The 23,872-nt window shown below is 41.3% G+C and carries 26 protein-coding genes; 17 read left to right on the forward strand and 9 right to left on the reverse strand.

What is annotated here, in order from left to right; translation table 11 throughout:
• Position 1: 1 nt before the first annotated feature.
• From G6R02_RS01255 to G6R02_RS01280, 6 genes are read left to right on the forward strand one after another with little or no spacing between them, the layout of a single operon-like run.
• Positions 2-562 carry a histidine phosphatase family protein gene (locus G6R02_RS01255; RefSeq protein WP_246202485.1) on the forward strand — a complete coding sequence of 187 codons (561 nt, stop codon included), beginning with the start codon at positions 2-4 and terminating at the stop codon, positions 560-562.
• Positions 559-1,068 carry a P-loop NTPase family protein gene (locus G6R02_RS01260; protein ID WP_164667458.1) on the forward strand — a complete coding sequence of 170 codons (510 nt, stop codon included), beginning with the start codon at positions 559-561 and terminating at the stop codon, positions 1,066-1,068. The genes G6R02_RS01255 and G6R02_RS01260 overlap by 4 nt, the downstream gene beginning before the upstream one ends.
• Positions 1,061-1,318 carry a hypothetical protein gene (locus G6R02_RS01265; protein ID WP_164667459.1) on the forward strand — a complete coding sequence of 86 codons (258 nt, stop codon included), beginning with the start codon at positions 1,061-1,063 and terminating at the stop codon, positions 1,316-1,318. The genes G6R02_RS01260 and G6R02_RS01265 overlap by 8 nt, the downstream gene beginning before the upstream one ends.
• Positions 1,319-1,347: 29 nt before the next feature.
• Positions 1,348-1,776, forward strand: a complete 429-nt coding sequence (locus G6R02_RS01270; RefSeq protein WP_164667460.1) for a DUF1801 domain-containing protein — start codon at positions 1,348-1,350, stop codon at positions 1,774-1,776.
• Between the two features lie 16 nt (positions 1,777-1,792).
• On the forward strand, positions 1,793-2,170 hold the full coding sequence (locus tag G6R02_RS01275) for a nuclear transport factor 2 family protein (protein WP_164667461.1): 378 nt from the start codon (positions 1,793-1,795) through the stop codon (positions 2,168-2,170).
• A gap of 29 nt (positions 2,171-2,199) precedes the next feature.
• Positions 2,200-2,652, forward strand: a complete 453-nt coding sequence (locus tag G6R02_RS01280) for a hypothetical protein (protein WP_164667462.1) — start codon at positions 2,200-2,202, stop codon at positions 2,650-2,652.
• A 6-nt stretch (positions 2,653-2,658) separates the two neighbouring features.
• Here G6R02_RS01280 and G6R02_RS01285 read toward each other — a convergent pair whose 3' ends face one another.
• Complete coding sequence (locus tag G6R02_RS01285; RefSeq protein WP_246202486.1) at positions 2,659-2,988, reverse strand: YqzG/YhdC family protein; 330 nt, start codon at positions 2,986-2,988, stop codon at positions 2,659-2,661.
• Between the two features lie 144 nt (positions 2,989-3,132).
• Here G6R02_RS01285 and G6R02_RS01290 point away from each other — a divergent pair, with 144 nt between their 5' ends.
• Positions 3,133-4,821 (forward strand): aryl-sulfate sulfotransferase, encoded by a 1,689-nt coding sequence (locus G6R02_RS01290; RefSeq protein WP_164667464.1) that lies wholly within the window; start codon positions 3,133-3,135, stop codon positions 4,819-4,821.
• Positions 4,822-5,019: 198 nt separating this feature from the next.
• Here the strand turns inward: G6R02_RS01290 and G6R02_RS01295 are convergent, their stop codons facing one another.
• The 6 genes from G6R02_RS01295 to G6R02_RS01320 all read right to left on the reverse strand — a co-directional run bounded on the left by G6R02_RS01295 (position 5,020) and on the right by G6R02_RS01320 (position 10,335).
• On the reverse strand, positions 5,020-6,261 hold the full coding sequence (locus G6R02_RS01295; RefSeq protein ID WP_164667465.1) for an ABC transporter permease: 1,242 nt from the start codon (positions 6,259-6,261) through the stop codon (positions 5,020-5,022).
• Positions 6,254-7,180 carry an ABC transporter ATP-binding protein gene (locus G6R02_RS01300; RefSeq protein WP_164667466.1) on the reverse strand — a complete coding sequence of 309 codons (927 nt, stop codon included), beginning with the start codon at positions 7,178-7,180 and terminating at the stop codon, positions 6,254-6,256. The genes G6R02_RS01295 and G6R02_RS01300 overlap by 8 nt, the downstream gene beginning before the upstream one ends.
• Positions 7,181-7,195: 15 nt before the next feature.
• Positions 7,196-8,101, reverse strand: coding sequence for a M23 family metallopeptidase (locus G6R02_RS01305; RefSeq protein ID WP_164667467.1), 906 nt, complete (start codon positions 8,099-8,101; stop codon positions 7,196-7,198).
• A gap of 253 nt (positions 8,102-8,354) precedes the next feature.
• On the reverse strand, positions 8,355-9,206 hold the full coding sequence (locus G6R02_RS01310; RefSeq protein ID WP_164667468.1) for an ATP-binding cassette domain-containing protein: 852 nt from the start codon (positions 9,204-9,206) through the stop codon (positions 8,355-8,357).
• A gap of 3 nt (positions 9,207-9,209) precedes the next feature.
• The gene (locus tag G6R02_RS01315; protein ID WP_164667469.1) at positions 9,210-9,599 is read right to left on the reverse strand and encodes a GntR family transcriptional regulator; all 390 of its coding nucleotides are present in this window, start codon (positions 9,597-9,599) and stop codon (positions 9,210-9,212) included.
• A 13-nt stretch (positions 9,600-9,612) separates the two neighbouring features.
• Positions 9,613-10,335, reverse strand: coding sequence for a hypothetical protein (locus G6R02_RS01320; RefSeq protein ID WP_164667470.1), 723 nt, complete (start codon positions 10,333-10,335; stop codon positions 9,613-9,615).
• Positions 10,336-10,524: 189 nt separating this feature from the next.
• Here G6R02_RS01320 and G6R02_RS01325 point away from each other — a divergent pair, with 189 nt between their 5' ends.
• The 6 genes from G6R02_RS01325 to G6R02_RS01350 all read left to right on the forward strand — a co-directional run bounded on the left by G6R02_RS01325 (position 10,525) and on the right by G6R02_RS01350 (position 15,747).
• A complete protein-coding gene (locus G6R02_RS01325; protein WP_164667471.1) occupies positions 10,525-10,746 on the forward strand; it encodes a hypothetical protein in 222 nt (73 codons plus the stop codon).
• 117 nt (positions 10,747-10,863) lie between these two features.
• On the forward strand, positions 10,864-11,460 hold the full coding sequence (locus G6R02_RS01330; protein ID WP_164667472.1) for a superoxide dismutase family protein: 597 nt from the start codon (positions 10,864-10,866) through the stop codon (positions 11,458-11,460).
• Positions 11,461-11,628: 168 nt separating this feature from the next.
• Positions 11,629-11,928, forward strand: coding sequence for a hypothetical protein (locus tag G6R02_RS01335; protein ID WP_164667473.1), 300 nt, complete (start codon positions 11,629-11,631; stop codon positions 11,926-11,928).
• Between the two features lie 54 nt (positions 11,929-11,982).
• Positions 11,983-12,699, forward strand: a complete 717-nt coding sequence (locus tag G6R02_RS01340) for a sulfite exporter TauE/SafE family protein (RefSeq protein ID WP_164667474.1) — start codon at positions 11,983-11,985, stop codon at positions 12,697-12,699.
• Between the two features lie 261 nt (positions 12,700-12,960).
• Complete coding sequence (locus tag G6R02_RS01345) at positions 12,961-14,304, forward strand: RNA-guided endonuclease InsQ/TnpB family protein (protein WP_164667475.1); 1,344 nt, start codon at positions 12,961-12,963, stop codon at positions 14,302-14,304.
• Between the two features lie 249 nt (positions 14,305-14,553).
• Positions 14,554-15,747: an MFS transporter gene (locus tag G6R02_RS01350; protein ID WP_164667476.1), complete on the forward strand. Its 1,194-nt coding sequence runs from the start codon at positions 14,554-14,556 to the stop codon at positions 15,745-15,747.
• Positions 15,748-16,320: 573 nt separating this feature from the next.
• Here G6R02_RS01350 and G6R02_RS01355 read toward each other — a convergent pair.
• Complete coding sequence (locus G6R02_RS01355; protein ID WP_164667477.1) at positions 16,321-18,162, reverse strand: ABC transporter permease; 1,842 nt, start codon at positions 18,160-18,162, stop codon at positions 16,321-16,323.
• 15 nt (positions 18,163-18,177) lie between these two features.
• Positions 18,178-18,945: an ABC transporter ATP-binding protein gene (locus tag G6R02_RS01360; RefSeq protein WP_164667478.1), complete on the reverse strand. Its 768-nt coding sequence runs from the start codon at positions 18,943-18,945 to the stop codon at positions 18,178-18,180.
• 211 nt (positions 18,946-19,156) lie between these two features.
• Between G6R02_RS01360 and G6R02_RS01365 the strand changes: the two genes are divergently transcribed.
• The 4 genes from G6R02_RS01365 to G6R02_RS01380 all read left to right on the forward strand — a co-directional run bounded on the left by G6R02_RS01365 (position 19,157) and on the right by G6R02_RS01380 (position 23,596).
• Positions 19,157-19,381 (forward strand): DUF1659 domain-containing protein, encoded by a 225-nt coding sequence (locus G6R02_RS01365; RefSeq protein ID WP_164667479.1) that lies wholly within the window; start codon positions 19,157-19,159, stop codon positions 19,379-19,381.
• Positions 19,382-19,468: 87 nt separating this feature from the next.
• Entirely contained in the window at positions 19,469-19,684 is a 216-nt protein-coding gene (locus tag G6R02_RS01370) for a DUF2922 domain-containing protein (protein ID WP_164667480.1), read from the forward strand.
• Positions 19,685-19,779: 95 nt separating this feature from the next.
• Complete coding sequence (locus tag G6R02_RS01375; RefSeq protein ID WP_164667481.1) at positions 19,780-19,914, forward strand: YvrJ family protein; 135 nt, start codon at positions 19,780-19,782, stop codon at positions 19,912-19,914.
• 520 nt (positions 19,915-20,434) lie between these two features.
• Complete coding sequence (locus G6R02_RS01380) at positions 20,435-23,596, forward strand: DEAD/DEAH box helicase (protein ID WP_164667482.1); 3,162 nt, start codon at positions 20,435-20,437, stop codon at positions 23,594-23,596.
• Positions 23,597-23,872: the final 276 nt, after the last annotated feature.

The following is a 23,872-nucleotide window of genomic DNA, read 5'->3' on the forward strand; positions in this document are numbered from 1 at the left end:
TATGATGACAAATATATATTTCGTACGACACGCACATTCAACGTATACCCCAGATGAATTGGGGAGGCCCCTTTCTGAAAAAGGGCTCACTGATGCAAAAAAAGTTACAAAATCTTTACGGAATGAGTCTATTGACCTCGTGATGTCCAGTCCATATAAACGGGCGATGCAAACAGTCGAGGGTATTGCGGAATACATAAATAAAAAAATAATAATGGAAGAAAACTTCAAAGAGCGGAAATTAGCCGGTCAGCCCGTTGACAATTTCCAGGAAGCGATTGAAAAAGTATGGCGTGATCCTGCCTTTGCCTGGACTGGCGGAGAGTCAAACAATGTTGCCCAACAGCGGGGAGTTGAGGCGATCAACCGTATTCTAAAAGAGTATGAGGGAAAAAACGTCGCCATCGGTATCCACGGAAACATCATGGTGCTAATTATGAATTATTTTGACAAGCGGTTTAACTATAATTTCTGGAAAGAACTTAAGATGCCGGATATTTATAAACTATCCTTTGAAGGGAATGACTTTGTCAACGTGCAGAGGATGGAATTAGCACAATGAATGAAGCTGTGCCACGTAAAATACATATCATCGGGTCAGTCGGGAGCGGCAAAACAACTATGGCCAAAAGACTGTCCGGTGAGCAAAACATTCCATTTTATGAGTTGGATAATGTCGTTTGGATAAGAAATGAGAATGGGGACATACGAAGAACTCCTGACGAAAGAAATGCATATTTACAGCATATAATCTTACAAGACGCCTGGATTGTAGAAGGTGTCCACAACGAGGAATGGGTGAATAAAAGTTTTGAAAACGCTGATGTGATTTATTTTATTGACACAGCAGTTTCTGTCAGGACATATAGAATCATCAAAAGATTTATCCTGCAGAAGCTTGGCCTCGAAAAAGCTAACTATCAACTAACTTTTAAAATATTTTTTAAGATGTTCAAGTGGAATAAAACGTTTGAAAAGCATAAACCTGCCATCCTTCAAAGGCTGGAGTTATATGGTGATAAGTTAGTAATTCTAAGGGATAATATTCGGAGGGATCATGATGAATAAAACAAGTCGTTGGGTTGTTGCAATACTTTTAGTTATTGCAGGTATTTTGATGCTGAATAAAGGATTGGATTTATGGTCGCTTGGGACGGATGTTGACGGGACAGGAATTGGCGTACACTTTCTGATCTTTGAAATAAACGATGCCGTACATGAGTCCACTATTCCATCCTATGCAATGGGTTTTTTTGCAGCAAGTGTAATTTCCCTGTTGGTTGCTGTGATAGTTGGCAGAAAGGCCTTACAGCAATAGGTCAAAAAATAAAGGAGAGATATGAAGTTATGTACGAACTGAAAACGAAAGAAAACGACAATAGTGTAATCGAATTTATTGAAAATGTGGAAAGTCCCAAAAAGCGTGAGGATGCGTATAAGCTGCTGGACATTTTCACAGAAACGACTGGGTATCAGGCAAAAATGTGGGGCCCGAGCATCATCGGATTCGGTTCTTATCACTACAAATATGCATCAGGGCATGAGGGCGATGCACCGCTTGTCGGCTTTTCGCCACGCAAGGCTAAGATAAGTTTGTATTTTGCGACAGGGGACGAAAAACGGGAAGAGTTATTGAAGGATTTTGGGAAACACACAACAGGTAAAGCTTGTGTGTACATCAATAAAGTAGTGGATATTGATGTTGACTTATTAAAAGCGCTAATTAATCAATCGATAAAGTTCTTAAGAGAAACCTATCCTGATCAGGAAGGGTAATTGGGGGAGTACGGATATGGAGGAAATCAAAACAGTTCTAAACGAATATTACAATACATGGAATGATGCATTCAACAGCAAAGACGCTGATCGTATACGGGATTATATGTCAGAAAGTTTTACCGGCTTTTGGGCGAATTCCACTATTGATCAGCCGACACAATATGATTACAACTATGATATAGATAGTGTTTTAGCACAGTATGATGATGCACACAAAAGCTATGTGCCGGAATCGATTATTGAACGTAACGACGGAAATGACTATCTTATATACGGTACAGAAACAAATACAGTTAACGGAACTCCACTTCAGGCAAAGTGCATGTTTGTTTGGCGGAAAGAACAAGGTCAGTGGAAACTCGTCCGGGAATATATTGAACTGGAAAGATAGTTCAACATTGAAATGATAGGAGCGGTCTTGTGAATCGAAATAAATTAATCATCGGCATCATCGGCCTTGTAGTTCTGGCAGCAGCTATCATGTTTACTCAACATGCCAACAGCAGGGACGTTACCAAATACGAGAACACTTTCGCTGGTGAAAGCGAGAACTGGTCTGCGGAAATGCATTCAAAGGGTGAAGAGGTTTTTTACGAAGAAGATGGCGTGTTAAAAGGTGACCGCAGTGCTCAATCTGAGTTTAAACTCACTTACAAGGGAGAACTCAGTGAACTGTCAGAAGTGGAACGATTTGAGTTCGGTTATAAAGCGCCAGGCAGTGGACGTTCATCTGGGATGAATTTTGACAGTCCTCCTGAAAGAAAGACATTTACACTTTCCGGTAATAGTCTGCTGAAAGAAGATGATGTAATTAAAGTTACCGTTACCTGGGATGGCCACACAGAGGAGTTTGTCTTGAAAAATAAGAAATAAGCCGTATTAATTCGGCGTTTCCTTAAATGTAATGTTCATTATTTTCTCGGACGCAGTATTAAATTCGATATTAATAAAAACACCGAACTCTCTGTCATCCCCCTTCAGCCATAACTTGAACTTTTCAACAGTAGAATGTTCTTTTACTTCTTTTCCTTTGTGAAGGTAGTCAATGATGTCAGCATCCGGATATTTTTCCATCGTTTTTTTCATGGCCAGCCTGCCCCATTTGGCGTACGATGGAATATCCTTTTCAGCATTGGCGGTGCTTTGTAATATACCCGTTGCAGGGATCAGGAAAAAAAGAACGCTAAACGCTATGATAACTTTTCGCACAGTAACCAGCTCCTTCATACGGTTATTTTTCCAAAGTCATCATTTATTATTCTTCAAAAAAATATCATCTTGCGGGCACATATCATATCATTTACACTAATAAAGCATAGAGAGAAAATATGAATCTATATATGAGGGGGAGCAATGATGAGAAAGACCCTTGCAGTATTTGCTGTACTGGCTGTCATAATGGTTGCATTCTTTGTGGTTATTGAAATCAAAGGAACTGAAGATGCAACAGACCTGTCGGAAAATGAAACTGATAAAGAGAAAGCGGAGCCAATTTCATTTCAGCCGGATGGTGAAGTTGAGCAGCTTTCAACGTATGATACAAGACGAATGGAAGAGCAAAAGGAAATAGATCAAAAATTACAGGAAGAATATGAACAAGGATCCTATTCACTTGAAAACCCATTTGTGACAAAAGATCCCTATGGCGTAGCACCTTTAACCGCACTGGCTATGTTTAAGACGGACAAGCCTGCACAGATTACTGTAACGGTTGAAGGCAAGGATGCGAACAGTGATGTGCAAAAAACATTTGAAGGATACAATACGGAACATTCCATCCCTGTGCTAGGACTGTACCCGGACACTGAAAATACCGTTACGATTGAAGCAACAACCGAGGGTGGCGAGTCAACCGAAAGTACGTTTACAGTAGCAACCGAGCCACTGCCCGACGACTTTCTGACAAACGAAACAGTAGAAGCCAAACCGGAAAAAATGGAAAATGGATTGACGTTTATTGTTCCGAGTACCCGTTATGTATATGCTGTTGATCATAATGCCGATGTCAGATGGTATTCCACACTATGGAATTCACACATCTTTAAGCGGTTTGAGAATGGTAATATTATGTACATCACAAAGGAAGAGGGACAGGAAAAATATAACGAAATTTTAGAAATGGACATGCTCGGCAAAGTTTATAATTCTTATATATTGAATATGGAAGAACATCCACGAACAAATGTTGTCCACCATGATGTAATCGAACTGCCAAATGGCAATCTGTTAGCGACAGTACATGATCTGGAATCTGATTATGTCCAGGATGAAATGATTGAAATTGACCGGGAAACCGGTGAAACAGTACGTGACTTTAACTTTCGTGATATCTTCCCGGAAAGCTTTTATCAGGAATATGACGGGGCAAAAGAGGAAAATGGGGACTGGTTCCATCAGAATGCTGTCTGGTATGTTGAAAAAGACGATTCAATACTGGTTTCCAGCCGTCACCAGGATCTGATTATGAAAATGTCCTATCCGGAAGGGGAAGTTGATTGGATTTTGGCTGATCACGAACAATGGCCCGATTCTTATGAGAGGTATTTACTGGAGCCAAAGGGAGAAGACTTTAAATTCCCTGCCGGCCCCCATGCGCCAATGACAATGCCTGATTTTGACAATAATGAAGCAACAAATGATTACTTACTGTTTGATAATAATATTGTGATTACACGCGGCCATGACCCGGCCAGTGAGGAATACAGCCAGATGATCCAATACCGGATTAATCCGGAAAAAATGACCATTGAAGAGGTTTGGGCATATGGTGAAGAACGCGGAAAAGACTTGTATTCAAATATTGTCGGTGATGCCAACTACCACGAAAATACCGGCAACCGTATGCTGACTTCCGGTTATATTGACGTTGGCGGTGACGAACGAATCAGCAAAATTGTCGAAGTAACCGGAGAACAAGATGCCGACGTTGTTTATGAACTGAAAGTATCCGGATTTGAACAAGGCAGCCACCGCCAGGCATACCGCGCATTGCGCCTGCCATTATATCCGGAGAAAGAGTGGAATGTTGAGTTGGGTGAGTGATCCCGTTAGATGCAGGGTTATATAAAACGCTAATAAAAGAGTTAAAAAAGCTAAATAAACACGGAAAAACGCTAAAAATTTCATGAGAATCGCTAAAAATTCAGGTCAAAACGCTAAATAAAATTTCAAAAGGCGCTATTAGTCGATTTAAAAAACCCCTTACCACTTCCAAAGTGGTAAGGGGAATTTTTTAACCAATTAAGCACGTATCCACTTCCAAATCTCTGCCGGTGTCGCATTCTTCCCGTACATCAGGATTCCTGTCTTAAATATTTTTCCTGCCAGTTTCATGAAAATCCAGGTACTTACTGCCAGAATCGCCAATGAAATGATAATTTCCACCCAAGGCAATTCCTCAAGCACGGTTAACCGCAGCAGTAATACGCCTGGTGCTGTAAATGGAATATAGCTGCCAATTTGTGCGAACAGTCCACTTGGATCGGCGATTACCGGTCCGATAAATATAAATGGTAAAAACGGCAGCATCATAACCATACCCTGGAAGTTTCCGGCTGATGTCATATCAGCCATTGTTGCCCCGATCCCGACAAACAATGCGGCAAACAGAAAATAACCCATGATGGCTATCACAATAAATAGAATAAGTTCAGGAACGAACAAATACTCTAAAATTGGCGCATCCAGTTTCCAAATGGCGACTGGAACACCAAAGGCAAGGAATACGGCTGCTTGAATCATGCCCAGTGCGAAATAACCAAATATTTTACCCTGCATCAGTTCACCCGGTGTCAGCGATGAAAGAATTATTTCCGCAATCTTATCTTTCTTTTCATTGGAAGCACTTTGGAAAATGTACATTCCTGAAATAACGATCGAAAAAAGAATAATTCCGGCAAATGCTCCAGGGACAACTCGTTCAAGGAGATTATCACCAAATGGTCCTCCGCTGCTTTCCTGTCCTTCAGCACCAGCCGACTCTTCTGCAGAGGATTTTTTAAATTGTATCCCCATGGAAACAGTCGCAAGTTCTTCATCGGATAGCCCCAACTGCTGCATTTGTAATGTTTTAATTGGTGCTGATAGGACTTGAACTTGACTCATAAATGATCCGCTCATATCTTCACTTGTATAAACAGGGATGACGCCACTGTTCAATGCCTCTTCACCTACAAAAATATAGGCTGTATTCTCGCTTCCTTCCAATTCACTATTTACTGCATCTTTATTTATGCCGGTCTGCTCAAGGTTCCAATTGAACTCCCGTTGTTCAACTGTCTCTTCTAAACTGGAATAAACACCCAGACTATCCTGAACGAAAACATTTATGGTATCTTCTTCACTTTCCGAGTCACCGAATAAGCTTCCGACAAACATAAATCCTAAAAACAGAACCGGTGTCAAAAACAATCCAATCAAAAATGATTTATTTTTTAAATTCCGCTTTAATTCCCATTTGGCTACTTTCATTGTATTACGCATGAACAGCACCTTCTTCCTGCATTAAGTTCTTATCTGTAGCAATATCGATGAAAATCTCATGCAACGAAATCCGGTCAATGGAAAGTTCCTGAACCACTAGACTGTCAGGCAGATTTTTCATCCAGCTGACGGCCTGCACATTTTTGGATAAATAAAGAACGGAGGTATCCTCATCCTGTTCCATACGTTCCACATCGGGCAAGCGCTCCAACTCGGAACGGTCATTTTTGCCGCGTATCGTACATTTGAAGTTGGCATACTCTGTTTTCACATCATCCATTTTCCCGTAAATAACTTTTTGCCCGTTTGCCATCATGAACAATCGGTCACACATCTCTTCAACCAGATTCATCTGATGCGAGGATAATAGAATCGCGGTTCCGTTATCGGCCAGATTACGAATCTCGCTTTTGAACAATTCCTGACTGACAGGGTCGAGTCCGGAAAAAGGTTCATCCAAAATCAGCAGCTCCGGTTCATGAATGATGGAAGCGATGAATTGCACTTTTTGGCCCATCCCTTTTGACAGTTCCTCAACGGAAACATTTTCATAGCCTTCCAGATCAAACTTTTTCAAATAAGTGAGTGCACGTTCTTTCGCTTTTTTCAATGGATAGTCTTTGAGTTCCGCCAAATAAAGCAGAATATCCATCACTTTTACGTTTTTGTATAACCCGCGTTCTTCAGGCAAATAACCAATTTTATGCCGCGGGATTTCATCATGACCCTGAAAAGAAACCGAGCCTCCATCGGGATACATTATTCCCATGATATTACGGATAGTCGTGGATTTTCCTGCACCATTAGGACCTAAAATTGCCATGATTTCACCTTTGTTTACCTCAAAAGATACATTTTTGAGGACTTGTTTATCCTTAAAGGATTTTTCCAGTGAATTCACTGTAAGCATTGTTTCCATCTGTCTTTCACCTCTCTAATTTGATCGAACTAATTCATTCCGTGTTAAAAATTCCCCATCGAATGTAATTGGAATTCCAATTCCATCCTTTTCTGCATGGATGTGCAGATGCGGCTCTGACGTGTTGCCGGAATTTCCGACTGCACCAATCGGCTGTCCTTCCTGAATCGAATTTCCTTCTTCAGCCGCAACACTGCCTTCCTGCATATGCGCAATGTAAACGACAGCCTCTGTCCCTTCACATACGAGCCCGACATAGTTCCCTTCCGGCTGATCAGGATTCATCTCAGGCGGTGTCAAATCCGGGAGTCCATCCCTGGTTTCCACAACCTCGCCAGTGCACGGTGCATACAAGGTGTCACCATGAATTACATACTTATCCAGTTCTTTTGGATACAGACCATTCGCACGGAAACCCAGGTTATTTAAGGCGTTGACATCAAGGGCATATTGCTGCGGTTCATAGGCATTATGATAATTCAACTGTGTCGAACTCCCGCCGTGCAAAACGTAATAAGTACCTTCCTGTAATGGGAAGGAAAGGTCGATTGCGTCATCACTCGTTGTATAGCCGCTGAAAACATTGACATTATACATTCCGAACACGAGGAGCAGGACGATATAGATGCCTCTTGAAAATTTTTGACCTGTTTTCAATGTTGTTCGGAATGGAAGGTCGCGCGTTTTCCTCCATGAAAAATAAACAGCCGGAATCAGCAAAATGAGCCATATGTATTTAAAATAATATCCCGTCCAGTCCCATCTGCCGGAAAGAAACAGCCAGGTTATGGAGACAACCGTAAATAGTAGCTGAATAATCCAATCAAGCCTGTTTTCAGATCTGGCCCGCCATAGATCGTAAATGAACACAGCGGGCAGCACAATTTGGATAGCAATTACTTGTATAATGGGCAATAACAAACTCATCCCTCCCTTATATTGAAAAATATATGCTGGGGCACAACTTATTCTCAAACAGGCACCGAACAAGTTGTGAACTTTAGCAGGAAGTCTGTGAACTTCGAGCAGCCTACTTGTGAACTTTAGCGTTTTGCTTGTGAACTTTGGCGAAACCACTGTGAACTTTGGCATTTATCATTTTCTCGACCTCATTCTTGAGGCGAACCTTTGTGAACCCCAGCCGATTCTGTGACGACTTGTGCCAAATTAGCACTTAACTTAGGATTAACTCGATAATTTCCTCCATGTCCAATGAGGTACGATTTGTAACAGCCGTATTACTCTCTTCGAAAAACGCCTCTGTCTGTTCTGGTTGGTTTGAAATAATTTGCTGCGTTTTCCTTGCGACCTCACCCGGTATGGTAGTTTCCGGAAGTGAGCTGCTAAGCCAGTACCGTTTATAGCTTTCCGTTAATGCATCCTTTTCAAAGACGCCATTCATTTTCCCATCTTGTAATACGCACAAATAGTCTGCAAGTTTCATAATGTCTTCCGTCTGGTGGCTGGCCATGACAATGGCGCGGGGGCCCCCTTGATCCATCCAGTCAGTTAAAATATCCATTAACAACCGCTTGGACGGAATATCCATGAATGCTGTCGGCTCATCCAGTAACAATAGCGGCGTATTCCTTGGAATGGTCAAAGCCAAAGTAAGCTTTTGCTGTACTCCCTGTGACAGTTTCCCATATTTTTTTGTCAATGGGAGGTTGAATGCTTCCATCATTTTCTCAAATAACGATTCGTCCCAATCTGGATACAACAGCGAAATCAGTGCTTTTAACTCCTTTCCTGTATATCCGTTAAATCCAATAGCTGTCTGCGGCTGAAAGGATATTTTAGTTTTCCACGATTCATCCTGCCCATAGACAAATTTATCGAAAACTTTGATATTACCCATATCGGGACTTACCATATTCATCATCAACTTCAGTAATGTACTTTTACCGGATCCATTGTTGCCAACTAGTGCCGTAATGGTTCCGGGAGTTATCTTTAAATCTATCGGCCCCAAATGAAAATCATCCACTTTTTTCTGAACCTGGGAAATGTTCGCATATGCTTGCATTCTTTATTCTCCTTTCCGTGAACGGATTACCTGCAGAAAGATTTCCTCAATCTGATCCAGTGTGTAGTCATAGCGGGCAGCCATATCAACCGCTTCTTCAATCGTTTGATATACAGTCGATACCTTTACCTGCTGCTTCGTGGTATCCGCAATTTCTGCGACAAAGGTCCCTTTGCCCTGCAGTGTACGGATGAAACCATGGTTCTCCAGGTTCTGGTATGCACGCCTTGTTGTAATGATGCTGATTTCCAGATCCTTGGAAAGTGCACGGATGGAAGGGAGCGGTGTTCCAGCAGGCAGATGACCGCCGGCAATCAGTGCCTTTAACTGGTTTTCAATCTGATGGTATATTGGTTCACGGGAATCTTTTGATAATCGAATAGGCAGTTCCATGGATTCACCCCCTTTATAGATAATCCAGTTTTTTCATCGTTTTTTTCATATAATGGATCCAGAATTTGAACCCGGCAACTGCCAGTAAAATTGATACTGCGATAGACAGGACTGGCCACTTTTGTGCAAAAAGAATAGTCCAATGCATCACCCCGTGTCCACTGATCAGAATCGTAGCCGTAAATACTACTATGAGAGCGATGAAAGCAACAATCATATTAAGGACTGTATTATACGTATTTGCATTATAACCGGCGTCTGCTACAGGAACCCCTCCACCAAAGTACACGCCAATTGAAAGCCAAATTATCATAAATGCAATATAGGAGCCTGGTGACATCAAGTTCTGTATGGTTGGGCTAAAAGAATGGAATAGAATTAGCGTAATCAGTTGAATTGGTAACGTATAGCAATAATATACGACAAAACTGCTTTTGATAATGATGTCTTTATTAATTGGTAATTGCATGAACATCACAAAAGACGGGGAAGCCCATAAATCATTATTTATCCGCTGATAAGCAAAATTCTTTGGCTTCATCCACACACTGAAAAATATAAAAACCATTAAAAATAACCAATCAAATCCAGCATAATTATTTTCAAGGTACGATGAAATGGACGTTATTAAAAATAATGCAAAGGCAACAGCAATCAACATCAGCAACGGAAATATATGCTTTGAAGCCTTCATCTCAAATTTCGCCAGCCAAAAAGCCTGCTTCCAATCCTTCATGGGAATACCTCCTTCTTAAAAAATCGTAACTGTTATACTGTGTATATGTTTATATACAGTATATGTGATATTTCGAAAAAGTCAAGTGAATGATTGAAAAAATTTAGCATGAAGTTGGGATAGTGGTAAGATGTAGAAGGGAATCACGGAATATATCAATACAGAAGAATAGTTGAAAGGATGATTGGTATGACATGGATTATAGGAATTGTTGCGGTAGCAGCATTTATATTATCAATATACTTATTGGATAAAAAACCAAATCTGAGCCTGGCGATAGCAATCGTAGTCCCATTTGTGTGTTTTTATTTTATTGGCAAATTGGATGGCGAAGTGGTATTCATTTTCTTTGCCGGGATCTTCGTTGTTGTCATGAATTTTCTAAACAGAACTGAAATGGAGGATAGCTAACCGAACGGATTAAACAGCTTTCTTCAACAATTAAAACAACTAGGGATGTATAACTTTTCCAATTCCGTTAAGAATAAGGTTGGGAAATAACCAGCAGACGGAAAGGAGAATTTATACATGAAGAAATGGTATGTGTTAATTGCTATTGTGGCACCTGTCTTTGCGCTCATCGGAATTACTAAAAACATTGATACCGAAAGCACACAACGTACTGCGGAACAACAACCAAGCGTTGAGGCGCTTGAAAATGTAAGTGAGGAAACAACAGAAGTTGAAGTAACGTTGTATAACAAAGACAAGGAAGAGGTCGGAACAGCAACAATCAGACAGGTTCATAACGGGACAAGTGTTGCCCTTGAAGCATCAAACCTGCCGCCGGGCACGCATGGGTTTCACATTCACGAAAAAGGTGTATGCGAGCCGCCTAACTTTAAGTCAGCAGGTGGTCACTTTAATCCGACCAACGCTAAACATGGTTTCAACCATCCGGAAGGACCGCATGCCGGTGACCTGCCCAATATTGTTGCAAATGCGAGCGGAAGGGTCAACACGCAAGGCGCAGCAGATATGGTGACATTAGTAAAAGGTAAAAAGAATTCACTGTTGGGTGGGGACGGTACTGCACTCATTATCCACTCAAAAGCAGACGATTATAAATCACAGCCATCCGGTGCTGCCGGTGAACGGATTGCTTGTGGTGTGATAGGGGAATGAATGGAAACCCGGGTTGATGCCCGGGTTTTCGTTTGTAAACAATACAAAATTACGTATACCCTTTCACTTATACTAAAAATAGGGAGATGAATTATCCAAATCAAAAAACAATCTTCCATTATATAAAAAAAGGGTATACATTATTTTGTATAAGAGAGGGTGGGGATCATGAAAGATGATTATGAAGAGCTTGATTATCTTGGACATGGAATGGATAAGGATGCCGGTCTGGATGCGTTTTTGCCGTATCGTGTAGTTGATATTATCAATAAGGAATCCACCATAACTGTTACCGTCGGTGCAGACGATCCAAATGATTTACTGGGGGAAGGTGTTCTGGAACTGGCCCGGGAAAAAGCAGAATTTAAACGGAATGCACCGTGTATTCTACTAATCAAGACACCGGTTATCACAAATGGTCAAAACGAATTGACCTATCAATCCTTCACATTTCGCGAAGAAAAGTAACATCCCTGTCTGCTATAATGGAAGCAAACTTTTCAATATACAGTAGGTGTTTTCTTGGAATCAATTATTTTTTTCTCCATTATTATTCTAGTCGCCTCCACTCTGCAGACAAGCACCGGCTTTGGTTTTTCAATCGTTGCAACACCATTTCTGCTTGTACTGTTTGAACCAAGGGAAGCAATCCAGATCAATCTGATATTATCACTGGTCATTTCGCTTTCCTTAATTATGAAAATAAAAAAAGATATCGATACGGGAATATTAAAGCGGTTTATCCTTGGCAGTCTTGTTGGTTTGCCAATTGGCATATCGATATTTTTAATGCTGGATATGACGTTGCTCAAAATAGGTGTCAGTATATTAATTCTCGTTCTGACAGTTCTGCTTATAATGAAGTTTCGTATCAGCCAATCACCCGGACGTGACCTGGGGATAGGCAGTGTTTCCGGTGCTTTCACAACAAGTATAGGTATTCCCGGACCGCCGATCTTACTGTACTTCTCCGGTACGGATACGGCTAAGGAAAAATTGCGCGGAACTACATTGGCGTTTTATTTGTGGATTTACTTGGTGAGTCTGGTTATTCAGGTGATTTTTGCAGGCTCGTCAAAAGAAGTCTGGACATCAAGTGCAGCCGCATTGCCGATTGTAATTCTTGGACTTATCCTGGGCCAGCTTCTATTCAAATGGATCAGCCAGGACTTGTTTCGTAAACTTACATATGTATTGTTGTTTTTTTCGGGGTTGTATTTGTTCATGCAACAGTTGTGAGAAAATTAATTAAAAAATATTGCGAATATACGTTCCCATTAATGAAGATTAGTGTTATAATAATAAAAATAGGATTTAATTCAATGTAATAAAGAAAATTGTCGTCAATTACAAAGAAAGTTTAGTGCGATTTGGTTATGAACAAATTGAACAAATCTTTGCATTACATCATAAACGTTCACAGTGGTTGATTATACGAAATAGGAGTCACAATGAAAAAAATGTAACAGGCAGTAAAATAAGCAGTTAAGGAGAACGAACATGCTTACATACAATAAAAAGATTCGTTTAGTTGTTTCTAACGAAAACAGTCAGTTACTAGATTCCCAATCCAGAATATGCAACTGGTTGTATAATCAATTGCTTGAAGCGGTGGAAGCAGATTCAGGCAATGGAAATGTGAATAAACTTCTTTCCGGAAGAAACCTAAGAAATGAAGTACCAAAAATAAAAAAGGAAAACCCATTTTTATGTAAAGTCCATTCTTCTCCACTAAAAAACACAGCATTACGGTTAAAGGATGCCTATGACCGTTTTTTTGACAAAACTTTGAGTAATAAAAAACCAAAGTATCGATCTTGGAAGAAGAAATGGTTTTCACTGTATTATGATGAGCCTAAAAAGGGTTTTAAATTATTTTGCCCCAATGAACTTTCCCTAACCTTTGGGAAATTGACAGATGAGGAATTAAAAGAAGCAAAGAAAATAGATAAAAAAGTAACAAAGTCTATTCACATCAAAGTTGGACTTGTAGAGGGGGTTGTACTAAGCGAAACAGAAAGCATTAAAACCCTTCGCATTACAAAAGATTTAGATTCGTATTATGCGATTTTTACAATCGAGGACAGCAGAGAAATTGAACAAATAGCAGGACAATCATTTATTGTGTTTGACCCAAACCATAAAAATCTGGCAGTTGGACTTGGCAGTGATGGAAAATCCTTTGAATTGAAATCGATGAATACACTATTAAAATACTGGGATAAGCGAATAGACGAAATTAAAGCCAAGCGGGACAAATGTGAAAAGCTAAACAGACTTATATGTACCGAAAACGTAACCTATTTTGAACCAAGCAAACGCTGGAAAAGGCTTAATCGTGCTTTAATTAAGGCAGAGTTGAAACGTCGAGAACAAATGAAGACGTTATTATTCAGTTATGCGCATTACTTTTCTAAGCGTTATGATGCTATTTATATAGGCGATTATACGCCAACCCCTGATGTAGCAAAGTTTGGAACGATGAGACGAGCAATGCTTAATCAAACTCCAGTTGGTAGATTTCGTAACATTTTATACTGGGTACAAACAAAAAATGGTAAATATTATGCTAAAGTCGATGAACGTGATACGACAAAAACCTGTTGTGTCTGTGGTCATCAAGAGAAAAAAGAACCATCAATACGTAGCTTTACATGTGTAAACTGCGGGACAACGCTTTCGAGAGATATCAACAGCACCGTTAATATCGGAAAGAAAGCCAAAAAGCAATTGCCACGCGCGGGCTACATAGGTGTGGAATCCCCTATGTATACAGTTTGGTGGGATTTTAAACAGGCAAAGGTTGCTTGTGGTTTGACCCCATGTGCTGGCCTTGGGAAATAAATCTAAGGGTTGGAATAACATTCTCCTTGGTAACAGAGGAGAATGCCTTTTGGTTAATTAAGTTTAGATGTGGTCAAATTTAGTTAATAGAAGGAGTGCGGAACCGCTTATCCGAAGAACACAGTTTACGCTGTACCTATTATCTCCAATGAAAGTAAATCATGTTATTTCCTAAATACATAGCATTCCAAAATGCCCCTGTGTCATGTATAATGTATTTCGAGTATCGAAAAAAGGGGCGGAATTTTTATGGTTTCACAGTCACTTGCAAAACCAACGCACACCCCGGAAAAAATCTGGACGCGGGATTTCGTGCTGATTTGTCTGGCAAACTTTTTTATTTTTCTCGGATTTCAGATGACCCTGCCGACATTGCCCCTTTTTGTCAAAGAACTGGGTGGCAGTGATCAGTTAATTGGTGTCATTGTCGGTATCTTTACATTTTCAGCACTCTTACTTCGTCCGTATGCTGGCCATGCGCTGGAGTCCAAAGGCAGACGTTTTGTGTACATGACCGGTCTGGCTGTTTTTGTATTGTCTGTTGGGTCCTATGCATTTGCAGCAAGTATTGTATTTTTGTTTCTGATGAGGATATTACAGGGTGTTGGCTGGGGGATGTCCACAACAGCAACAGGAACGATTGCAACGGATCTGATCCCGCCCAAACGCCGTGGTGAGGGGATGGGCTATTTCGGATTATCCGGTAATATTGCCCTCGCATTCGGCCCGACGCTGGGACTGACATTGCTCGGTTACATATCATTTATGCAATTGTTTCTCATTTGTGCTTCGCTCGGTCTTGTCGCATTTTTGCTCTCTTCAAAAATCCGATATAAAAAAGTGGAGAAGTTGGCTGAGAAAACAACAACAGTCAAATTTGATATTTTTGAAAAAACAGCACTTCAGCCGGCTGTTCTGCTTTTTTTCATAACGGTTACGTTTGGCGGAATTGCTTCATTTCTTCCGTTGTATGCTGAAACAAAAAACATTGCCGGCATCGAGTCATATTTCCTGGTCTTCGCGATTTTCCTGATGATTTCCCGGTCCTTTGCCGGTAAAATATATGATCAAAAAGGTCATATTTATGTCTTTCTGCCAGGCACTACGCTGATTTTCGGAGCAATGCTGTTGTTGTCATGGTTGCCAAGTATGGCAGTGATGCTCGTGGCAGCGGCGATGTATGGCCTTGGATTTGGTTCGGTCCAGCCGGCACTGCAGGCATGGTCAGTCGATAAAGCACCTGATAACCGTAAAGGAATGGCCAACGCAACATTCTTTTCGTTTTTTGATTTGGGAGTTGGGATCGGTGCAATAACGTTCGGACAGCTCGCCTTTATGTTTGATTATAGCGTTATTTATTTAACAGCTGCGGGATCTGTGTTTTTTTCCATTCTTTTATACTTATATTTATTAACGAAAGCAAAAACCCGGGCAACTGCATAGATGCCCGGTGTTTTCTTAGATTTCTGGAAAAACAAGGTTAGGACTAAGTCTTTTATGGAGAAAAATATTTTGAAGCAAATTCATAAAAACGATGAAGGGCAATTCAGAGCAAAAATCCAAATGAAAAGTGGTTCATAAGGCGGATGAAGGGCAAATCAGAGCAAAAGCCCAAGCGAAAAGTGGTTCATAAAGCCGATGAAGAGCAAAAGAGGGAAAAAAACTAAGTGAAAAGCCGTTCATAAGCGGATAAAGGACATTTCAGATAAATGAAATTGGCTATCTCGGCGACTCCTTGCCATCCTGACTTCTGGAAAGACAAGGCTGGGGCAGAGTCTTAATCACCCATAAAACGTCTAAAAGGCGCCTAATGCTGACGCCCCAATAGCTTCTCGAACCCAGCTTTCCTAGTGATGGGTTGCTACTACATCTCTAAGAACATTATCTTTTAGCTGATGTCCAAACCTCAACTTGTTTTCTTGATTATAGATGAATCGATTAATTAATGTAAATTTAGTTCCTTTGAAATAAAGTAGAGCAAAAACCCGGGCAACCACATAAGTTGCCCGGAATTCATTATGCCTCTTTTGGCAAGACAATCCGCTTATACATCTGAACCGTAATCCAATAATACAATCCATAAATAATAAGGAAAATACTGATTGGAATCCATATTTTCGTGTATGGATCAATTATAATGAACGAGAACATCTGCATTCCAACTATGACATGGACAAGGCCGACCAGTGCAGGGAACAGGAATAGTAAAAACAGTTCCCGGTAAATCGATTTGACCAAAAGCAATTTGCGCACACCGATTTTTCGCAGCATGGTGTAGCGGTGTGTGTCGGTTGTTGCCGTTGACAGCAGTTTAAACATCAGGACACTCGCCATCATCATTAAAAATGCAACCCCGAGGAAAAATCCCATGAAAATCGTTCCGCTGGCAATTGCTTTGAATCCAACGTAATTCCCGTATTTACCCGTATAGTTTTCCACTTGTATTCCACGGTACGACTCTGCCAGCTCCTGTTGGTTTTCACTGATTGTCTCAAGCTGTGGCAGGTAATTGGTGAAATCGTCAACCCGCACAAGCTGAACGACATTTACATCACTGGATATCTCCCGATAGTTTGCGCCATCAACCACATAAATTTCTTTTTCACCAAACATCTGAAAGCCGGCATTCATTTCCATTGACAATGCCGTGGACCATTGATCAGGCAATTCCTGCATCGAATACTTTGCTTCAGGCAATGGCTTGGAAACACGTGTTGCCTCTGGAATCTCCATTGATGCCGGATCCATTTGCTTAATCATCGGCGGATTTTCCAGTAGGTCATCCTTTAGAAAATAAACGCCCTCATCATTCACCTTATAGTGATAGCTGTTTTTTTCCGTAATATTCATAACCGAAAGTGCTTCCTTATCCTCTTCAGTCGGCTGATGAATGGCTGCATCATTCGCATAAAATGCCGACGCCTGCAGTTCAACATTATGATAGAACGAAATACCTGCTGTCATAGCGCCGAGGCCCATGGCTACAAGCATTGCGACTGTTCCAAGTACTTTTGTCAGATTCAGCATCCGAAACCGCAGCTGTCCGAGTGTAAATGAATTGATTCCCTTTTCGTTCAGGGCACGATTATCTTTTAACTTTTTCACAAAATAAGGAAGAAGCGAAATGAACATTAAATACGTTCCGGGTATAATTGTAACCGTTGCTAAAATAAGCCCGAATTGTGCCAGTTGCCCCATATGCATCATCGCATAATAGCCAACACCTATTAAAATAACCGCTAAGATAACACCGAATAATGTCTTCTTGCCTTTTACCTTCACATTGTCTTGTTTCTGTTCAGCGTGAAGCAGGTTCAGCACACTTTTTCTGGCAATTTTCCACGCATTCACAACCGATGTCATGAAAAATAATGCGACGTAAAAGATGATGGTTGTGATCATGGAAGAAGGGTAGAACGGTTGAAACCCTTCGCCGGAAAAGTCCAGCTGCCACATGAACAGTTCAGCAATGCCTTTGGAAAGACCAACGCCAACCGCCAACCCAATCAGTAATGACACAAGTCCGATAAAAAATGTTTCAAAAAACATCAGCTGGGTTACTTTATGTTTTTTTGCCCCAAGCGTCATATACATGCCCATCTCTTTTTGACGCAATGTGAGCATAAAGGAGGTTGCATAAAAGATATAAAATACCGTGATCGTTCCCAAAATAAACGTGCCAACGTGGAAAACAAATACAATCGAGCTGATCATCGCGTTTGCTTCAAGAAATGTTTTGTTCTGGGCAAGTGTTTCGAACATGTAAAAAATAGATATCGAAATTGTCAGCCCGAACAACAGGACCAGATAATCTTTAAACATTTTCCGCATACTGGAAAGTGATAATTTTAATAGCACGTGATCGCCTCCTTTCTAATCCATCTCATGCGGTGAAGTGAAATCCGCAAGTACATTAAGAATTGTCTGGTGAAATTCACTCCGGCCGCCTTCGCGTTTTATTTCCCTGTATATCTCTCCGTCCTGGATGAACAGTATCCGGTCACAGTAACTCGCGCTGAGCGGATCATGGGTTACGAGCATAATTGAAACGTCATGATTCTTATTCAGATGGACCATCGCTTCCATTAAACTTTTGGCGCTCTTTGAATCAAGTGCACCTGTTGGTTCATCCGCCAAAATAATTGCCGGTTCATGAACGAGTGCGCGTGCTGCGGCTGCTCGCTGCTTCTGACCGCCGGAAATCGTTACCGGATATTTTTCCAAAATCGCTTCAATGCCCAGTTTCGCTGCAACCTCCTGAACGGCTGGTTTTATTTTTCGCGACGGAACACCTTGCAATGACAGTGGCAAGGCAATATTTTCATAGACTGTTAGATTTTCCAGCAGGTTAAAATCCTGGAAAATAAACCCGAGCCGCTCCGACCGAAAGTCTGCGAGCTGCCCCTGTTTCATGTGTGTAATGTCGGTTCCGGCAATTTTGATCGTTCCATCGGTCGGGTTGTCCAGTGTCGATACAACATTTAAAAGCGTTGTTTTTCCGGCACCGGACGGCCCCATAATGCCGACGAATTCCCCTTCCTTGATAGCAAAGGATACGCCGTTTAAGGCACGGTATTGATTTTCATTGCGTTTACCAAAGACTTTATGGACGTCTTTTACGTTTACAACTGATTTATTCATTTTGATAACCTCCAGTTTTAATCTGTTTCCAGTTTAACCGGCTGTATTGGAAACTGGTATCTATTTTCCTTTCAGTAATCTTACAGTTTTGCAACCTTTTATAAATACAATCGTCTCCCGACTGAAAAAAGTGGCATGAAAAATAATTTTTATCTTCATGCCACCTTTTGCTGTTTGGGTTCGATTGTAGTAGTGAAGGGAGGTGATCGACATGGCAGTATCACAAATGGTTTCATCACAGCTGACGTTAATTCTTGATGATGGTGACGATATCCTAACCGGCGATACCATCTACAAGACGAAAAGCTTCAATAACGTCAAACCTGTTGCAACAGCAGATCAATTGTATGCAATCGCAACAGCTGTGGCAGCACTGCAGGAGCGACCGCTTTATAACATCAAGCGTAAAGACAACTCCGAAATCAGTCAGACATAATTTTTTCGGCAGGGTAGTGCGGGGAATGATAGCAATAATTCATGCTAAAACATCCCCTGCAAAAAATCATAGAAGGGAGGGAAAACGATGAAAAAGTTGGAATTGAAATTCTTGAATGAAGAAGGCAAAACAGTAACTTATTCATTGGAAAAGCCGGTTGAACCAGTTGATCCGGCCGCAGTTACCAGCGCCATGGATGAGATTATCGCACAAAACGCATTCTCATCTTCAGGTGGCAATCTGGTGGAGAAAAAAGGCGCACGTGTTGTGGAACGCAATGTAGTTGAAATAGAGTTAGCCTAAATGGCTGACTGAAGGAAATTTTTTTAACTGTTCTCGGAGACCAGCGGCAGCACTGCCCTGGTCTTAAAAATATTATCAGACAGGAGGGAATTACAGTGGAAACATGGGTATCCTTTGTGACAGAAGTCGGCTTCCCAATCATGGTGACATTTTATTTGCTGCACCGGATTGAAGGAAAACTCAATGACCTAATCGAATCCATCCACGCACTTCCGGAAAAAATGAGATAGAGCCACAGGGACGGGTTCTTTATTTCTTAGATAAGGAACCTGCCCGCGTGTCTCACTCAGAATGCCAAAGTTCACAGGAAAAGCGCCGGAGTTCACAGTGTTTTCGCCAAAGTTCACAAAGTTTTCGCCAAAGTTCACAATTTGTACGCCTCCTCAACACGGTGTTCCGCTCAGGCGATAGTGTTTTCGCTCAAATTGTCATAGAATCCGCTCAAGATTATGGCGAATCGGCTCAAACTGTCATAAATCCGGCTCAAGTTCACAGTGTTTTCGCTCAAGTTCACAATTTGTTCGCCTCCCCTAGATGGTGTTCTACCAAAAGTGCCTTGCTTCCATGAGACAAGGTCCCTGTCCCTATGTCTCACTGGACTCAAGTTCACCATTCACAAAGAAACAACAAGCCCACACGTATATTCCCCTTAAAATCCTCCTATCCTATTAAAAGCATTTAGTTTAAAAATGCGAATAACTCATATAAAATAGTAGATAAAGAGATGGTAGAAAGTAGGGTATTAGCATTTTGAACAGTTTTCGTGATATTAACATAAAAAAGATGTTTCCATCCGTCATTTACCGGCGCGGATTGGATTATTACAAGAACGATCAAGTCAGTGATCTTCTTTACGATATAAATAACCAGCTTTGGACAGCAACTGTACACGGAACAGAAGATTATTTTGTGGAGATAAATACTAAAGATTTTTCAAAGGGTTCAATTGACACATACTGTGACTGTCCGGCATTTGACACCTATGGATCGTGCAAGCATATAGCAGCTGTGCTGATTAAAATTGCCAACAGGGATACAAATAAGCCGCAAGTCGAAAGGGCCAACTATAACCCTGGTAAATGGCTGATGGATTCTATTCTCTCGTTAACCGACTACCAGCCGGCTTCGGAAATAACCAGTCAAAAAATTCCGCTCCATGTGGAGTATTATTGCAAGTGGACGTTTGATCACAATCTGCTTTTGGAATTAAAAGTCGGCGAAAAGCGCTGCCTCGTTGTTAAGAATGCATTTGATTTCCTTGATAATGTCCTTAACGGCAATGAACATTATTTTACAAAAACATTCACATATGATCCGGAAGTGCACTATTTTTTGCAGCAGGATAAGGAAATTTTCGAACAGCTGTATTCCGTTTTACGCAATGAGAAAATTTATCTGGACCGTTCCATTTACCATTACCAGAATTCGCCGGAACGTTCAGTCGTTATCCCGCCGCTTGCTGCCAGGCAAGTTCTTCAGTTACTTTCTGAAAGGGATTTTACCGTGGAAGAAGGAAAGCAAAGTTTTCAGCATATCAGTGTTGTGGAGGATGATTTGCCTTTTGACTTTGCACTGGCAAAAAATGAACGTGGTGATTTGGAGTTATCCATGGAAGGCTTGGAGAACATGACTTACTTCAAGCTTTATCATATGTTGTTTTCGCTTGGCACATTTTATTTTCCAAAAAAAGAACAGATTCCAATCATCGAAAAAATTACGCTAGCCGGATCTGAGAATCCTCGTTTGCCAATCGCCAAAACCCAGGCAGATGCGTTTATTTCACAAGTCCTTCCATCCTTAAAAAAGGTAGGGGACGTGAACATAGAAGAAAACGTGGCAGAGGAAATTATCCAGGTCCCATTGCGTGCAAAGCTGTTTCTCGAAGTTAAAGCGGATTGGATCGCAGGGAGGCTGGAATACCACTACGGTGACTATCAGATTGACCCGTTTAACGGCCGCAAACAGGGTGAGGTCATTATTATCCGGGATGTGGAAAAAGAGCGGCAAATCATGCACCTGATTGAGCATGCGAATTTTCATTACAATGGAAAAGAATTGTATATCGAAGCAGGTGAGGAAGCGCTTTACGATTTCCTGTATGAGGTATTGCCGTTATTGGATAAGTATATCGAGTTGTTTCTGACGTCCGAAATACGCAGCTTCATCGTGGAAAATGAACCATCCCCAAGCACGAGTGTACAGCTTGAATCATCGTCAAACCTGCTTGATATCGGGTTTGATATCGATGGGATTGATGACTCGGAAATCAATCAGGTCCTCAATGCTGTCATGGAAAAGAAGCGCTACTACCGTTTGGAGAGCGGTGCATTGATGTCCCTTGAAGGGGAAGAGTTTTCATCAATGAAGCAGCTTTTCGATGACTTGAACATTGATAAAGATGATTTACAGGATGGCAAAGTCCAAATGCCTGTTTACCGCGGTGCACAGGTTGATGAACTGATTGATATGAAAAAAAGTTACGACCCTGCATTCCGTAAACTGCTGCATCAGCTGAAATCGCCGGAGGAGCAGGTGTACCCATTACCTGAAAATCTCCATGCAACACTGCGGAACTATCAACTGACAGGCTACCAATGGTTTAAATCGCTGAGCACCTATCATTTGGGTGGTATTCTGGCCGATGATATGGGGCTCGGAAAAACCGTGCAGAGTATCGCCTATATTTTATCAGAGCCAAGTGACAACCCGCATTTGATTGTTGCGCCGTCTTCGGTGTTATACAACTGGAAAAATGAATGTGAGAAGTTCGCGCCGGATTTAAAGGTGGCTATTCTAACCGGGACACCACTGGAGCGGGAGAAAATGATTGAAGAATTTTCGTATATGGATGTATGGATTACGTCCTATGCAACACTTCGTCAGGACATTGCCATGTATCGGGAAAAGACATTCCAGACCTTAATTTTGGATGAATCACAGTATATTAAAAACTATGCTACGAAAACATCCAAAGCGATCCGGCAGATTCAGGCAAGTCGCAGGTTCGCACTGAGTGGAACACCAATTGAAAATTCAATTGACGAACTGTGGGCAATTTTCCAGGTCATTTTACCAGGATTGATGCCGGATCAGCGCACTTTCAAACAACTATCGCATGAAAAAATTGCATCCTTGACGAAGCCGTTTATTTTGCGTCGCTTGAAAAAGGATGTATTAAAGGAGTTGCCTGAAAAAATTGAGTCCGTCCATGTTTCCGAGCTGACACAGGACCAGAAAGAATTGTATCTTGGTTACCTGCGTCAGCTGCAGCAGGAAACAGCTCAGTCCATGAAAGAAGGCGGATTTAATCAGAACCGGATGAAAATCCTCGCCGGGTTAACGCGACTGCGACAGATTTGCTGTCATCCATCGGTATTTGTGGAGAATTATCAGGGCGAGTCAGGCAAACTGAACCAGCTGATGGATACGGTTCGCAATGCCATCGCCAATGGTAAGCGCATGCTGATTTTCTCGCAATTTACTAGTATGCACGAAATCATTATAGAGCGACTGCAGCAGGAAGATATCGATTATTTTTATCTGCATGGGCAAACGGCTTCACAGGATCGTGTTGAAATGAGTGAGCGGTTTAATAATGGTGAGAAAAGTGTATTTCTTATTTCACTGAAGGCGGGAGGAACCGGATTGAACTTAACCGGAGCGGATACCGTTATCCTGTATGATCTATGGTGGAATCCCGCAGTTGAGGATCAGGCGACAGGTCGCGCTCACCGGTTCGGGCAAAAAAATGTCGTCCAGGTTATTCGTCTGATTACAGAAGGTACAATTGAGGAAAAAATATACGACCTGCAGCAGAAAAAACGTGAACTGATTGATCAGGTCATCCAGCCTGGTGAAACAATGCTGTCGAGCCTCAGTGAAGATGATGTACGGGAGCTTCTTAGTATATAGTCGTGTTGAACGTTTGGCCGGTTTCTAAATAGGTTATTAGTATAGTAGAAGGTTTTTACTTGATAATAAAGGGGATGGTCAAATTGGTCCGTGTATTCAAGGGGTTCGCAAAATTTATCGTATCCAACTTTGCCGTAATACTAGCCATCATACTACTCCCTATATTCCTGGTAACCGATTCCGTAACATTCTTCGACGATATCGTGAATTACTTATTTGGCAACCATAAATCTTAGAAAAAACCAGATATCCGCGATATCTGGTTTTTTCTGTACT

It is taken from the genome of Virgibacillus doumboii (genome assembly GCF_902806455.1).
GTDB lineage: Bacteria > Bacillota > Bacilli > Bacillales > Amphibacillaceae > Lentibacillus > Lentibacillus doumboii.

Coding starts and splice junctions, on each gene's coding strand:
- G6R02_RS01365 (WP_164667479.1), top strand. CDS start 19,157: ATGGCAGTATCACAAATGGTTTCATCACAGCTGACGTTAATTCTTGAT.
- G6R02_RS01370 (WP_164667480.1), top strand. CDS start 19,469: ATGAAAAAGTTGGAATTGAAATTCTTGAATGAAGAAGGCAAAACAGTA.
- G6R02_RS01330 (WP_164667472.1), top strand. CDS start 10,864: ATGAAGAAATGGTATGTGTTAATTGCTATTGTGGCACCTGTCTTTGCG.
- G6R02_RS01360 (WP_164667478.1), bottom strand. CDS start 18,945: ATGAATAAATCAGTTGTAAACGTAAAAGACGTCCATAAAGTCTTTGGT.
- G6R02_RS01265 (WP_164667459.1), top strand. CDS start 1,061: ATGAATAAAACAAGTCGTTGGGTTGTTGCAATACTTTTAGTTATTGCA.
- G6R02_RS01345 (WP_164667475.1), top strand. CDS start 12,961: ATGCTTACATACAATAAAAAGATTCGTTTAGTTGTTTCTAACGAAAAC.
- G6R02_RS01255 (WP_246202485.1), top strand. CDS start 2: ATGATGACAAATATATATTTCGTACGACACGCACATTCAACGTATACC.
- G6R02_RS01300 (WP_164667466.1), bottom strand. CDS start 7,180: ATGGAAACAATGCTTACAGTGAATTCACTGGAAAAATCCTTTAAGGAT.
- G6R02_RS01315 (WP_164667469.1), bottom strand. CDS start 9,599: ATGGAACTGCCTATTCGATTATCAAAAGATTCCCGTGAACCAATATAC.
- G6R02_RS01335 (WP_164667473.1), top strand. CDS start 11,629: ATGAAAGATGATTATGAAGAGCTTGATTATCTTGGACATGGAATGGAT.
- G6R02_RS01295 (WP_164667465.1), bottom strand. CDS start 6,261: ATGCGTAATACAATGAAAGTAGCCAAATGGGAATTAAAGCGGAATTTA.
- G6R02_RS01275 (WP_164667461.1), top strand. CDS start 1,793: ATGGAGGAAATCAAAACAGTTCTAAACGAATATTACAATACATGGAAT.
- G6R02_RS01310 (WP_164667468.1), bottom strand. CDS start 9,206: ATGCAAGCATATGCGAACATTTCCCAGGTTCAGAAAAAAGTGGATGAT.
- G6R02_RS01320 (WP_164667470.1), bottom strand. CDS start 10,335: ATGAAGGATTGGAAGCAGGCTTTTTGGCTGGCGAAATTTGAGATGAAG.
- G6R02_RS01290 (WP_164667464.1), top strand. CDS start 3,133: ATGATGAGAAAGACCCTTGCAGTATTTGCTGTACTGGCTGTCATAATG.
- G6R02_RS01270 (WP_164667460.1), top strand. CDS start 1,348: ATGTACGAACTGAAAACGAAAGAAAACGACAATAGTGTAATCGAATTT.
- G6R02_RS01260 (WP_164667458.1), top strand. CDS start 559: ATGAATGAAGCTGTGCCACGTAAAATACATATCATCGGGTCAGTCGGG.
- G6R02_RS01350 (WP_164667476.1), top strand. CDS start 14,554: ATGGTTTCACAGTCACTTGCAAAACCAACGCACACCCCGGAAAAAATC.
- G6R02_RS01325 (WP_164667471.1), top strand. CDS start 10,525: ATGACATGGATTATAGGAATTGTTGCGGTAGCAGCATTTATATTATCA.